Source organism: Pseudomonas mosselii (assembly GCF_003205295.1).
Classification (GTDB): domain Bacteria; phylum Pseudomonadota; class Gammaproteobacteria; order Pseudomonadales; family Pseudomonadaceae; genus Aquipseudomonas; species Aquipseudomonas mosselii_B.
In genome coordinates this window covers 57,558-71,039 of record NZ_QJRP01000015.1, presented here as the reverse complement: position 1 = coordinate 71,039, position 13,482 = coordinate 57,558, and the positions used below count along the sequence as shown (strand labels likewise).

Genomic DNA, 13,482 nt, shown 5'->3' with positions numbered 1-13,482 from the left:
ATCCGCCGGCCAGATACGATAAAGGCGCCTTCATGGCTCTAGTCGTGACCACTCGATGGTGACTCAAACAACTCCTTCAGCTACGGGCTGGCCCCATGAAACACTGTTTCGTCATGACTCATCAGGGACGCCTGCTTTTCGACCTAGCCATTCGTGCAGCCGAGCAATCAATCATGACTGCCGACTAGTGCTTGTAAGCACTTCCCCAATGAAGTGAGCGTATAACGTTGCCTGCTACTTGTAGGCTTTTCGGGCAAGGTCATTCTCACTGCATCAATCGCGAGCGCCGGTTGCAGATAGTGTTTTCGGAAATGTTCACTATCCCTGAGTCCCAACGCCTGCTGGAGTTCTCGACGCGACATCTCTCCAACCAACGCTTCCATGACCCTCATAACTTCCGGGGTAACTTCCGGGGCGACTTCCGGGGTAACTTCCGGGGTAACTTCCGGGGCGACCTCCGGGGTGGCTTCCGGGGCGACCTCCGGAGCCCGAAGTGTCAGCGTCACCCCATGAGCATCACTCTGCCACTCCGGTGGTGGCAACCCCTGATCAGCGAGAGTACGACTGATCAATAGCCCCCCTCGCCCCAGCTTCTCCATAAACCCTTGAAGATATAGGACATGCGCGATATCGGGATTGCGCAAGACCGAGATCTGCCCTGTTTCAAGCCCTTCAGGTGTAACGCCTTCAGGCAAAGCCCCGGAGTTCCAGACTTCAACGCGACGAGGGAAGACCTGCACCCTGATTCCGCCCCTGAAGTCAGCGTAGTTACGATGAGCGAAAGCATTCACCAGCGCTTCTCGAAGCGCTGAGTCCGGGTAGATACCACGATCCTGGCGCACCAAAGATTCACTGTTGAATTGGCTGAGACTCGAAGTATTGCGGCGCACAAATGCGAAAACGTTTTCCAACACAGCAACCAGCGGCCCCTCGAAGCTCTTGAAATCGCCATACTTGTCGTCAGTTTTCTCGCTAGAATAGGCGGCACAACGCACGCGCACCTGTGGGTGGCGTAACGCCGGACTACGCGCAAAGAGTACGTCACCGCCATTGGTCAGTCGGCCGTACCTCATCACTCCCCAGCGCTCAAGCGCCTGCTCAACGTTAATCTCGCTCTCATTCCAGTGTGCATGGAGACTGCTTTTGACACGCTGGATGGCCCGCACGATCTCTGCTTGATCAAGGTCGTCATCGGGATCGGCATCGGAGAATCGTCGCTCCCAGCGTTCTGGTTCGACTTGACGGCGCAAAATCATGTCGCGGAGCGTGGCAACATCGGCATGACGCGTCAGCTCACCTTCACGGATCAACACCTCATCGCGATAGCTGTACGGCACATCCCTGCCTGCAGGCACTTCTACTACCCACAGCGTCTTGCCCGCTACCTGCTGGGCCTCGAAAGAGACCAACGCCGCAGGCGCGAGACCCTGTACTACCTGCTGTTCGAGCTTGAGCAATGCACGCCGATCATCGTTATGCTTTACGCCGACAAGTTCGCCATTCGCGCCCACCCCCAGAACAAGGTACCCGCCACCCGAATTCAGAAAGGCACATACATGCCTCCCCACTACGGCGGCATTTGCAGTGGCCTTGAACTCGATGGTCTGGCCTTCTCCCAACGCTAGCAGACGCGCCAATTCTTCTGCCTTCATGGATGCACCCCATTGGTTTGCACCGCAGCCAGCAAAGCATCTGGATCCCTGAAGTTCTCATTCAGGAAGCTCTCTATTTCCTGCACACGGGCGAACTGCGCCGAGGCGAACAGCAAGGCTTCTTCATCGGTGCCATATTCCTGCACCCAGTTGCCTGGCCGCTCACTCAAAGGCCTGGTATCAAGAATGGCGTCTTCGTACAGATCGATCACACGCAAGTCTCCCAAACTGCGAGCGCCCCTCTTAAGGCTGAGCGATGCGCGCTTTTCTCGATCACCGTAGCCCAGATCACGCAAAAAACGGCGGGCGAACACCACACTCTGGTGGGCAAGAAGCCACCGAGGCTTCTTGCAGGCAATGGCACGCTGCAGCTCCTGATGGGTAATGGAAAGGTCGTTGCCATCACGACCTGTACCGTACTCTGGTGTGATCAACCCGAGAAACAGATCGCAGGCTTCAACTGCAGCCAGGCAGTTATCAAAGGCTGTGCGATCCGAGCGCACGGGTAGCGTACCGCGATGCGACATCCAGACCTCGTAGCCAAACTCAGTCAATGTCATGTAAACGCGGTTCAGCAGATCTTCAATGCCGTAGACAGTAGATGACACCAATATGGTTGGGCGCTTGGCCATTACACAGGCTCCTTGCCTCTGGACCTCACCGGTAACGGCCGGTGTGCTGGCAGCAGGGAGAACTGCCAAGAATGGAAAAGCAAAGCCCGCAATCAAGCGGGCTCTACCAAATATCAATATGCACAGGTGGCCAGCACCAGGAGGGGGATCATTCCCACTCGATGGTGGCCGGCGGCTTGCTCGACACGTCGTAGGTGACGCGCGAGATACCGTCGATTTCGTTGATGATACGACCGCTGACGGTTTCCAGCAGCTCGTACGGCAGGTGTGCCCAGCGCGCGGTCATGAAGTCCACGGTCTCGACGGCACGCAAGGCCACGACCCAGGCGTAGCGACGGCCGTCACCGACGACGCCCACCGACTTGACCGGCTGGAACACCACGAACGCCTGGCTGGTCTTGTGGTACCAGTCGGCCTTGCGCAGTTCTTCGATGAAGATGTGGTCGGCACGACGCAGGATGTCGGCGTATTCCTTCTTCACTTCACCGAGGATACGCACGCCCAGGCCCGGGCCCGGGAACGGGTGGCGGTAGACCATGTCGTACGGCAGGCCCAGCTCCAGGCCGATCTTGCGCACTTCGTCCTTGAACAGCTCGCGCAGCGGCTCGACCAGCTTGAGGTTCATTTCCTCCGGCAGGCCACCGACGTTGTGGTGCGACTTGATCACGTGGGCCTTGCCGCTCTTGGCGCCAGCCGACTCGATCACGTCCGGGTAGATGGTGCCCTGGGCGAGGAACTGGATGTTCTCCAGCTTGCTGGCCTCGGCATCGAACACGTCGATGAAGGTGCGACCGATGATCTTGCGCTTCTTCTCAGGGTCCGCTTCGCCTTCCAGGTTGTCGAGGAACTGCTTCTCGGCATCGGCGCGGATCACCTTGACGCCCATGTTCTCCTTGAACATGGCCATCACCTGGTCGCCTTCGTGCAGGCGCAGCAGGCCATTGTCGACGAACACGCAGGTCAGCTGGTCGCCGATGGCGCGGTGCAGCAGCGCGGCAACCACGGACGAGTCGACGCCGCCGGACAGGCCCAGCAGGACGTTGGCCGAACCGACCTGGGCGCGCACCTGGGCGATGGCGTCCTCGACGATGTTCGAGGCGGTCCACAGGGCTTCACAGCCGCAGATGTCCTGGACGAAGCGCGACAGGATGCGACCGCCTTGCTTGGTGTGGGTCACTTCCGGGTGGAACTGCACGCCGTAGTAGCCCAGGGCGTCGTCGTACATGCCGGCGATCGGGCAGCTCGGGGTGCTGGCCAGTACGCTGAAGTTGCCCGGCATCTGGGTGACCTTGTCGCCGTGGCTCATCCACACGTCCAGGCCCAGCACGCCGTCATCATCGACGTGGTCTTCGATGCCGTCGAGCAGGCGGCTCTTGCCGACCACATCGACGCGGGCATAGCCGAACTCGCGCAGGTCGGAACCTTCGACCTTGCCGCCCATCTGCTCGGCCATGGTCTGCATGCCGTAGCAGATGCCCAGTACCGGGACCTTCAGATCGAACACGGCCTGCGGGGCACGTGGGCTGTTGGCTTCGTGGACCGACTCGGGGCCACCGGCCAGGATGATGCCGCGCGGGTTGAATTCGCGGATCGCTTCATCGTCCATGTCGAACGGGTGCAGTTCGCAGTACACGCCGATCTCGCGCACGCGGCGGGCGATCAGCTGGGTGTACTGGGAACCGAAATCGAGGATCAGGATGCGGTGAGCGTGAATGTCGAGGGCCATGACTCAATCTCGTCAGTGGAAATCGGAAACGACGCGGGGCTGTGTATGACAGCCCCGTTCGGTAATTGCTGGAAGCCTTAGCCTACGCGGTAGTTAGGGGCTTCTTTGGTGATCTGCACGTCATGCACGTGGGACTCGGCCATGCCGGCACCGGTGATGCGCACGAACTCCGGCTTGGTGCGCATCTCTTCGATGGTCGCGCTGCCGGTGTAGCCCATGGACGAACGCAGGCCGCCCATCAGCTGGTGGATGATCGCGGCCAGGGCGCCCTTGTACGGCACGCGGCCTTCGATGCCTTCCGGTACCAGCTTCTCGGCACCGGCCGAGGAGTCCTGGAAGTAACGGTCGGAAGAGCCTTGCGCCTGTGCCATGGCACCCAGCGAGCCCATGCCGCGATAGGCCTTGTAGGAACGGCCCTGGAACAGTTCGACTTCACCCGGGGCTTCTTCGGTACCGGCGAACATCGAGCCCATCATCACGCACGAGGCGCCGGCAACGATGGCCTTGGACAGGTCACCCGAGAAACGGATGCCGCCGTCGGCGATCAGCGGCACGCCAGTGCCTTCCAGTGCGGCGGCGACGTTGGCGATGGCGCTGATCTGCGGCACGCCGACACCGGCGACGATGCGGGTGGTGCAGATCGAGCCTGGGCCGATACCGACCTTGACCGCGTCGGCGCCGGCTTCAGCCAGGGCCTTGGCGGCGGCACCGGTGGCAATGTTGCCACCGATGACCTGCACTTGCGGGTAGGTTTCCTTGACCCAACGAACGCGGTCGATCACGCCCTTGGAGTGACCGTGGGCGGTGTCCACCACCACCACGTCGACGCCGGCTGCAACCAGGGCGGCTACGCGCTCGCCGGTGTCCTTGCCGGTGCCGACCGCGGCGCCGACGCGCAGGCGCCCCTGGTCGTCCTTGCTGGCCAGCGGGTAGGCCTTGGCCTTCTCGATGTCCTTGACGGTCATCATGCCCTTGAGGGCGAACTTGTCGTCGACGATCAGGACTTTTTCCAGGCGGTGCTTGTGCAGCAGCTCGCGGACTTCGTTCTTGTCGGCGCCTTCGCGGACGGTGACCAGACGCTCTTTGGGGGTCATCACGTCGCGGACCTTGGCGTCCAGGCGGGTTTCGAAGCGCACGTCACGGGAGGTGACGATGCCAACCAGGTCGCCGTTCGCCAGCACCGGCACGCCGGAGATGTTGTTCAGGCGGGTCAGGTCGAACAGGTCGCGCACGGTGGCGTCGGCGTCGATGGTGATCGGGTCCTTGACCACGCCAGCCTCGAACTTCTTGACCTTGCGTACTTCGCCGGCCTGCTGCTCGATGGTCATGTTCTTGTGGATGATGCCGATGCCGCCTTCCTGGGCCATGGCGATGGCCAGGCGCGCCTCGGTCACGGTATCCATGGCGGCGGAGACCAGGGGAATGTTCAGCTCGATGCCACGAGTCAAACGGGTCTTGAGACTGACTTCATTGGGCAGTACCTCGGAGTAGCCAGGTACAAGGAGGATATCGTCGAAGGTCAGGGCTTCTTGGCTGATACGCAGCATCGCGGGGGCTCCCGGAAGGGGAAAAATGGAAGCGCGCCATTATACCCATCCATGGCGCGCCGCTCAATGCAAAATAAGGGCCTTCGGTCAGCCTTGCGGCAGTTTTACCTGCACCACCGCCACCGGCTGGTCCAGCCAGTCGGCGAAGCTGTCGAGGAAGGCCTGGGTGAATCCGGCCTCGCCCCAGTTGTTGAAGATGAACCCCAGGTTGGAAAAGGCACACGGCTGCAGGTAGAGGAAGCCATTGATGTCGTCCTCGAATCCGCACAGCGGGCAGGTGAAGTTGTCGCTCACCCCCGGCATCCATTCCTCCAGGCTCTCGAACAGCGGCTCGCCCACCTCCCGCCGGCATTCCGGGCAGCCGGCCTCCTCGAGAAATCCGTCGGTAGGGGTATAGATGCAGCGCTTGAGCATCACCTCAAGGCCATTGACCTGTGCGCCGAACGGCAGCTTCTCGGGGTGCAGGGCCACCTTGCGCGCCCCTTCGGCCAGGGCATGGCCCATACGATTGCCGGTGCGACCGCAGGTGCTCAGTTGCTCCTCGACGATCTTCTCGCGCACCAGCCAGCGCAGGATGGCGCGGGCACGGGCTTCGTGAACCGGCACGGTGGACAGCTTGGGGACGATGATGCTCTGGGTGTTCATGCTTGGGGCGGGCCTGCGAACTGCGGTAATCATTCGATTCTACCGTCTGCTCAGGCGCTCAGGTAGCGACCGATCAATGCCAGGCCGCTGGCCAGCACCAGCCAGGTGACCAGGCGCACGAAGGCCTCGCGGGACAACCTCAGGGTCAGCCGTCGGCCCAGCCAGGTACCGATGAACATCACCGGCAGCAGGCAAGCGGCCAGCAGCAACAAGCTGGTGTCGGCATACACCCCGGCGATCAGGAACAGCGACAGGCGCACCACCGTGCTGCAACTGATCAGCGCGACCTGGGTCGCCCGTACCTGCTCCTTGGCCTCCAACCGTGCGCTGAGGTAGATCGCATACAGAAAACCACCACTGCCGAACATCGCGCCGAACAACCCGCCCACCGTGCCCATGGGCACCGCCCAGGCGCCCGACAGGCTCGCCGGCCGCACCTTCACCGCCAAGCCATAGACCGCGTAGGCGGTGACGAACAGCCCCATCAGCAACAGCAACACATCCGACTTCAGGCGCAGCAGGAACACCACGCCCAGCGTGCAGCCCACGGCCATGAACGGCAGCAGCCGCAGTAACTCGCCGCGCACCACGTCACGCCGCGACGGCAGCAGGTTGCCGAAGGCGGCGACGAAGTCCAGCAACACCAGCAACGGAACGATCCGCGACAGCGGCATGAAATGGATCAGCACGGGGCCGGCGACCAGCGCGGTGCCGAAGCCGGCGATGCCGAAGACGATATAGGCCACCCCCACACCCAGCAGGATGGGTAGCCAGTCGAGCGTGGAAAACGACAATTGAGCGAGCATCGCGACAGTTCCTCGGGAGACCACTGAAGGTTAGCCAGCGACAAGCCATGCCGACTAATATGCCTTTACGCCATGAGGCATCTGGAAAAGGCATGACATGACTTCGATCCGTCAGCTGCGCTATTTCGTCGAAATTGCCGAGGCCGGCAGCTTCAGTGCCGCCGCAGAGCGGCTGTACATCGCCCAATCGGCCCTCAGCCGACAGATCAAGGAGCTGGAGCTGCACCTGGGGTCCGCACTGTTCGAGCGCACCGCTCGCCAGCCACGGCTTACCGCCGCCGGGCTGGCCTTCCTCGACCGCGCCCGACGCCTGCTGGCTGACCTGAACAAGGCCGAACGCCTTGCCCGCGAGGTCGGCCAGGGCCTGCGCGGCAGCCTGCGGCTGAACCACTCCAGTACCGTGCCATTGACTGGGCAACTGCTGCAGCGCCTCGGCACCTACCTCGAGGACAACCCCGGCGTCTCCCTGGAGATCGCCCAGCAATCGTCGGAGGCGCAACTGGAGGACATCGCCGAGGGCCGCCTGGAAATCGGCCTGCTGCGCCTGCCAGTGCTGCGCCAGCATGAGGGCGTGGAGCTGCATGCGTTGTTCGACGAGCCCCTGCTGCTGGCGGTGGCGGCGAACCACCCACTGGCCGCGGCGACCCATGTTCGGCTGGGGCAACTGCGCGAGGAGCGCTTCATTTCCATTCCCCATCGCCAGCGCGGCGGGTTGAGCTACCTGTCGGCGTCTTTGTGCATGAACGAGGGATTCTTCCCCCAGGCGGCGCAGGTGGTGTCGCGCAAGACCACGCAACTGCAACTGATTCAGGCCGGGTTTGGGGTGGCGTTGTTGCCGGCAAGCATGCGCGAGATCGCCCCGCCCTCGGTCACCTTCGTGCCGCTGGCCGAGGCCTGCCAAAGTACCGTGGCGCTGGCTTGTCGGCGGGATGCCGGGGAGCTGGTGCAGCAGTTTGTGGCGGCGATGAAAAAGTGAGGTCTCGGCGCAAACACCCTGTAGGAGCGGCCTTGTGCCGCGAAAGGGCTGCAAAGCAGCCCCGGCAATCTCTACGGCAACGCTGAAGAACTGGGGCTGCGTCGCAGCCCTTTCGCGGCACAAGGCCGCTCCTACAATGATCGCGCCATGCCGCGACGACCGGGCCAGGAACAGACAACCGGGACCGATGTCCTTTATGATGCCCGGCATGATCAGAGACCCTTTCGAACGACTCGGCCTGGACCGCGAGGTCCTCACCGTCAGCCAGCTCAACGGCCGCGCCCGCGTGCTGCTCGAGGACGTGTTCCGCAGCGTCTGGGTGGAAGGCGAGATTTCCAACCTCGCCCGCCCGGCCTCCGGCCACATGTACTTCACCCTCAAGGACAGCGGCGCGCAGATCCGCTGCGCGCTGTTCCGGCAGAACGCCGCCCGCGTGCGCCAGGCCCTGCGTGACGGCCTGGCGGTAAAGGTGCGCGGCAAGGTTTCGCTGTTCGAGGGCCGCGGCGACTACCAGCTGATCCTCGACACCGTCGAGCCGGCCGGTGACGGCGCCCTGCGCCTGGCCTTCGAGGCGCTGAAGGAAAAGCTCGGCGCCGAGGGACTGTTCAGCACCGACCGCAAGCAGCCGCTGCCGGCCCACCCGCAGCGCATCGGCATCGTCACCTCGCCCACCGGCGCGGTGATCCGCGACATCATCAGCGTGTTCCGGCGCCGCGCGCCGCAGGTCGAACTCAACCTGATCCCCACCGCCGTGCAAGGCCGCGAGGCCATCGCGCAGATCGTCCGCGCCCTGCAGATGGCCGACCGACAAGGCTTCGACGCGCTGATCCTGGCCCGTGGCGGCGGCTCGCTGGAAGACCTCTGGTGCTTCAACGAAGAGGCCGTGGCCCGTGCCGTGGCCGCCTGCGTGACGCCGATCGTCAGCGCCGTGGGTCATGAGACCGACGTGTCGATCAGCGACTTCGTCGCCGACATGCGCGCCCCCACACCATCAGCCGCCGCCGAGCTGCTCGCCCCCGACAGCAGCGGCCTGCAACAGCGCCTGGACAGCCTGCAGCGACGGCTCTTGCTGCGCATGCAGAGCCGCCTGGCCCATGACCGCCTGCGCGTGGAGGGCCTGGCCCGGCGCCTGCGCCACCCGGGCGAACGCCTGCGCCAGCAGGCCCAGCGCCTGGACGACCTGGACATGCGCCTGCGCCGCGCCTTCGCGCTCGACATGAGCCAACGCCATCAACGCCTCGGCCGCCTCGACACGCGCCTGGCCGCGCAGCACCCGGGGCGCAACCTGAAACTGCTCAAGCAGCGCCTGGACAGCCTGGCCGAACGCCTGCCACGGGCCATGCGCGAAGTGATCAAGGATCGCCGCCAACGCTTCCAGGCGCAGTTGCAGACGCTGCAGGTGGTCAGCCCATTGGCGACCCTCGCCCGCGGCTACAGCATCCTCCTCGACGAGCGCGGCCAGGCTATCCGCAGCGCCGCGCAGACCCACAACGGCCAGCGCCTGACCGCCCGCCTCAACGAAGGCGAGCTCAAGGTGCGGGTCGAGGACAACCACCAGACTCCGGTCACCCTCTCGCTACTGGACTGACACATGCCCCGCCTGTTCGCGCCCCTGCTCGCCCTTGCCCTGTTGCTGCCGCTCACCGCGGCCCAGGCCAGCTACATCACCCGTACCCTCGACAAGCCGGTACCCGGCGGCGTGGCCGTGATCGACCTGGGCCCCTCCACTAGCGCCCCCACGGCCCGCTTCGACGGCAAGCCGGTGCTGGTGGTGAAGGAACAGGACAACTGGCTGGCCATCGTCGGCATCCCCCTCACCCAGAAGCCCGGCAGCGCCGTGCTCACCCAGGGCGGGCGCAGCATTCCTTTCAGCGTGGGCAGCAAGAAGTACCCCGAGCAGCACATCACCCTGAAGAACAAGCGCCAGGTCAACCCCGAGCCCGAGGACCTCAAGCGCATCGACCGCGAGCTGGCCGAGCAGGTCAAGGCCTACCGCAGTTTCAGCCCGACCCTGCCGAGCAACCTGATCCTCGACAAGCCGGTCAACGGCCCGCTGTCGAGCAAGTTCGGCGTGCGCCGCTTCTTCAACGGCGAGGAACGCAACCCCCACGCCGGCCTGGACTTCGCCGTGCCGGCCGGCACGCCGATCAAGACCCCGGCCAATGGCAAGGTGATCCTGGTGGGCGACTACTTCTTCAATGGCCGCACGGTATTCGTCGACCATGGCCAGGGCTTCATCAGCATGTTCTGCCACATGTCGAAGATCGACGTGAAACCAGGGCAGGTACTGCGCCGTGGCGAGGTGGTCGGCCGCGTGGGCTCCACCGGCCGGGCCACCGGGCCGCACATGCACTGGAACGTCAGCCTCAACGATGCGCGGGTGGATCCGGCGATCTTCATCGGCGCGTTCCAGCCCTGAGACCTGTGCCATCTGGGCCGGCCTCTTCGCGGGTAAACCCGCTCCCACAGGAATTGCGCTGTACCTGTGGGAGCGGGTTGACCCGCGAAGAGGCCGGCACGGCCAACATCAATCCCTTTTAGTTGCGCCATCGAAATACTGCGCAAAAACAAATAATCATGCCGTAAATATCGGCAATAAAATCTCGCCTAATAGCATTTTTTAAGCATTTCTCTCAATTTCCCCGCAGTGCTTGCCATCCCCCAACCCACTGGTTAGGGTTGAGCCTATGAACATCTTCAGCACCTTGCTCCGACAACATCGCAGCCTCTGCCTGGTCAGCGCCCGACTACCAGGGTGAATCGCGTCGCCTCGCCTTTTTCTCTCGTTTTCGTTTGGCAGGCCCGATCACGGCCGCACATAAAAGGATTGCTTTCATGACCATGCTCAAAGACCCATCGAAGAAGTACCGCGCGTTCCCGACCATCGACCTGCCCGACCGTACCTGGCCGTCGAAGACCATCACCCAGGCGCCGATCTGGTGCAGTTCCGACCTGCGTGATGGCAACCAGTCGCTGATCGAGCCGATGGACTCGGAGAAGAAGCTGCGGTTCTGGAAGACCTTGGTGCAGGTGGGCGTGAAGGAAATCGAAGCCTCGTTCCCGTCGGCCTCGCAGACCGACTTCGACTTCGTGCGCACCCTGATCGAAGACGGACACATCCCGGACGACACCACCATCCAGGTGCTGACCCAGGCCCGTGAAGACCTGATCGCCCGTACCTTCGAATCCCTGCGCGGGGCCAAGAAGGCCATCGTGCACCTGTACAACGCCACCTGCCCGTCGTTCCGCCGCATCGTCTTCAACCAGGACAAGCAGGGCGTGAAGGACATCGCGGTCAACGCCGCCAAGCTGTTCGTCAAGTACGCCGCGCAGCAGCCGAACACCCAGTGGACTTTCCAGTACTCGCCGGAAACCTTCAGCGCCACCGAACTGGAGTTCGCCAAGGAAGTGTGCGACGCGGTGATCGAGGTGTGGAACCCGACCCCCGAGCACAAGATCATCCTCAACCTGCCGGCCACCGTCGAAGTCGCCACGCCGAACGTCTACGCCGACCAGATCGAATGGTTCTGCCGTAACATCAACCGTCGCGACAGCGTGATCATCAGCCTGCACACCCACAATGACCGTGGCACCGGCATCGCCGCCACCGAGCTGGGCCTTATGGCCGGCGCCGACCGCGCCGAAGGCTGCCTGTTCGGCAACGGCGAGCGCACCGGCAACGTCGACCTGGTGACCCTGGCGCTGAACCTCTACACCCAGGGCATCGACCCGCAACTGGACTTCTCCGACATCGACGGCGTGCGCAAGGTCGTCGAAGAGTGCAACCAGCTGCCGGTACACCCACGCCACCCGTACGTCGGCGATCTGGTCCACACCGCCTTCTCCGGCTCGCACCAGGACGCCATCCGCAAGGGCTTCACCAAGCAGCAGGAAGGCGAACTGTGGGAAGTGCCGTACCTGCCGATCGACCCGGCCGACATCGGCCGCAGCTACGAGGCGGTGATCCGCGTCAACAGCCAGTCGGGCAAAGGTGGCATCACCTACCTGCTCGAGCAGGAGTACGGCATCAGCCTGCCGCGCCGCATGCAGATCGAGTTCAGCCAGGTGGTCCAGGGCGAGACCGACCGTCTCGGCCTGGAAATGACCGCCGAGCAGATCTACAAGCTGCTGCAGAAGGAATACCTCCAGGCCAATGCGCCGTATGCGCTGGTCAGCCACCGCCTGCAGGAAGAGAACGGCAGCAGCCACGTGCAGGTGGAAGTCTCCGGTGAAGGCGAGACCACCCTGCACTGGCACGGTAAAGGCAACGGCGCCCTGGAAGCGCTGGTCGCCGGCCTGCCGGTCAGCGTGGAGATCATGGACTACAACGAGCACGCCATCGGTGCCGGCACCAACGCCAAGGCGGCGGCGTACATCGAGCTGCGCGTGGCCGGCGGGCGTCCGGTGCACGGCGTGGGCATCGACGAGAACATCACCACCGCCAGCTTCAAGGCGCTGTTCAGCGCGCTGAACCGGTCGCTGAGCCAGCAGCAGGCGAAAGCAGCGTAAGCCATCGCCGATGAACGAAGCCCGCATCCGTGATGCGGGCTTTTTTTGCCTGTTGCAGGCAACCCCATTTGCCTTGCATCCCCCCTGTGGGAGCGGCCTTGTGTCGCGAAAGGGGCGCGCAGCGGCCCCAGGATTTCAGCTCTCATGCAAAGATCGCTGGGGCCGCCTTGCGGCCCTTTCGCGACACAAGGCCGCTCCCACAGGGAGATGCGTGAACTCCGGCCACCCTGCAAGGCGCAACTCCAGGCAAAAAAAAGGGGCGCCGACCAAGCGCCCCACAAGCCGTGTAGCACACAACGAAATCTGTCAGTCCAGCAGCGCCATCGCCTCGGCGCTGCACGCCTCGATCCGCGCCCAGTCGCCGTTCTTGATCCAGCTGCTGTCGAGCATCCAGGTGCCGCCCACGCACATCACATTGGGCAGGGCCATGTAGTTGCGCACATTGGCCGGGTTCACCCCGCCGGTCGGGCAGAAGCGAATGTCGCCGAACGGGCCGGCAAAGGCCTTGATCGCCGCCACGCCACCGCTGATCTCCGCCGGGAACAGCTTGAAGCGACGGTAGCCCAGGGCATAGCCCATCATGATCTCGGACGGCGTGCTGATGCCCGGCAGCAGCGGAATGTCGCTGTCCACGCCCGCTTCGAGAATGTCCTGGGTGATGCCTGGGGTAACGACGAACTGCGCGCCTGCGGCCTCGACGGCGGCGAACATGTCACGGTCGAGCACGGTACCGGCACCGACGCACAGCTCCGGACGTTGCTCACGCAGTACCTGGATGGCCTTCAGCCCGTGCTGCGAGCGCAGGGTCACTTCCAGGGTGCGGATGCCGCCGGCGGCCAGTGCATCGGCCAGGGGCAGGATGTCTTCCTCACGGGCGATGGTGATCACCGGCAGGATGCGCGCCTTGTCGCAGATCGCGTCGATCCGCGCGGCTTTGTCGGCCATCGAGAGCAAAGGCTGTGGGCGTTCGAGGGTGGTCATGACAATGG

General features: G+C 63.6%; 11 protein-coding genes. 4 read left to right on the top strand and 7 right to left on the bottom strand.

Annotated features, from left to right (window positions below):
• Positions 1-167: 167 nt before the first annotated feature.
• From DMX06_RS15710 to DMX06_RS15685, 6 genes are all read right to left on the bottom strand, one after another.
• Complete coding sequence (locus tag DMX06_RS15710) at positions 168-1,652, bottom strand: Fic family protein (RefSeq protein WP_110738330.1); 1,485 nt, start codon at positions 1,650-1,652, stop codon at positions 168-170.
• Entirely contained in the window at positions 1,649-2,284 is a 636-nt protein-coding gene (locus DMX06_RS15705; RefSeq protein WP_110738329.1) for a DUF4062 domain-containing protein, read from the bottom strand. The genes DMX06_RS15710 and DMX06_RS15705 overlap by 4 nt, the downstream gene beginning before the upstream one ends.
• 148 nt (positions 2,285-2,432) lie before the next feature.
• Positions 2,433-4,010 carry a glutamine-hydrolyzing GMP synthase gene (guaA, locus tag DMX06_RS15700; RefSeq protein ID WP_011535447.1) on the bottom strand — a complete coding sequence of 526 codons (1,578 nt, stop codon included), beginning with the start codon at positions 4,008-4,010 and terminating at the stop codon, positions 2,433-2,435.
• A gap of 77 nt (positions 4,011-4,087) precedes the next feature.
• Positions 4,088-5,557 carry an IMP dehydrogenase gene (gene guaB / locus DMX06_RS15695; protein WP_050704157.1) on the bottom strand — a complete coding sequence of 490 codons (1,470 nt, stop codon included), beginning with the start codon at positions 5,555-5,557 and terminating at the stop codon, positions 4,088-4,090.
• Positions 5,558-5,644: 87 nt separating this feature from the next.
• A complete protein-coding gene (locus DMX06_RS15690; RefSeq protein WP_110738328.1) occupies positions 5,645-6,202 on the bottom strand; it encodes a sugar ABC transporter ATPase in 558 nt (185 codons plus the stop codon).
• A 50-nt stretch (positions 6,203-6,252) separates the two neighbouring features.
• On the bottom strand, positions 6,253-7,008 hold the full coding sequence (locus tag DMX06_RS15685) for a sulfite exporter TauE/SafE family protein (RefSeq protein ID WP_110738327.1): 756 nt from the start codon (positions 7,006-7,008) through the stop codon (positions 6,253-6,255).
• A gap of 97 nt (positions 7,009-7,105) precedes the next feature.
• On the opposite strand from DMX06_RS15685, the gene DMX06_RS15680 reads away from it, so the two are divergent.
• From DMX06_RS15680 to leuA, 4 genes are all read left to right on the top strand, one after another.
• On the top strand, positions 7,106-7,984 hold the full coding sequence (locus DMX06_RS15680; protein WP_110738326.1) for a LysR family transcriptional regulator: 879 nt from the start codon (positions 7,106-7,108) through the stop codon (positions 7,982-7,984).
• Positions 7,985-8,192: 208 nt separating this feature from the next.
• On the top strand, positions 8,193-9,572 hold the full coding sequence (xseA, locus tag DMX06_RS15675) for an exodeoxyribonuclease VII large subunit (protein WP_110738376.1): 1,380 nt from the start codon (positions 8,193-8,195) through the stop codon (positions 9,570-9,572).
• A 3-nt stretch (positions 9,573-9,575) separates the two neighbouring features.
• The gene (locus tag DMX06_RS15670; RefSeq protein ID WP_110738325.1) at positions 9,576-10,403 is read left to right on the top strand and encodes a M23 family metallopeptidase; all 828 of its coding nucleotides are present in this window, start codon (positions 9,576-9,578) and stop codon (positions 10,401-10,403) included.
• A 416-nt stretch (positions 10,404-10,819) separates the two neighbouring features.
• Complete coding sequence (gene leuA, locus DMX06_RS15665; RefSeq protein WP_110738324.1) at positions 10,820-12,493, top strand: 2-isopropylmalate synthase; 1,674 nt, start codon at positions 10,820-10,822, stop codon at positions 12,491-12,493.
• Between the two features lie 306 nt (positions 12,494-12,799).
• Here leuA and DMX06_RS15660 read toward each other — a convergent pair whose 3' ends face one another.
• Positions 12,800-13,474 carry a bifunctional 4-hydroxy-2-oxoglutarate aldolase/2-dehydro-3-deoxy-phosphogluconate aldolase gene (locus DMX06_RS15660; RefSeq protein WP_110738323.1) on the bottom strand — a complete coding sequence of 225 codons (675 nt, stop codon included), beginning with the start codon at positions 13,472-13,474 and terminating at the stop codon, positions 12,800-12,802.
• Between the last annotated feature and the right edge of the window lie 8 nt (positions 13,475-13,482).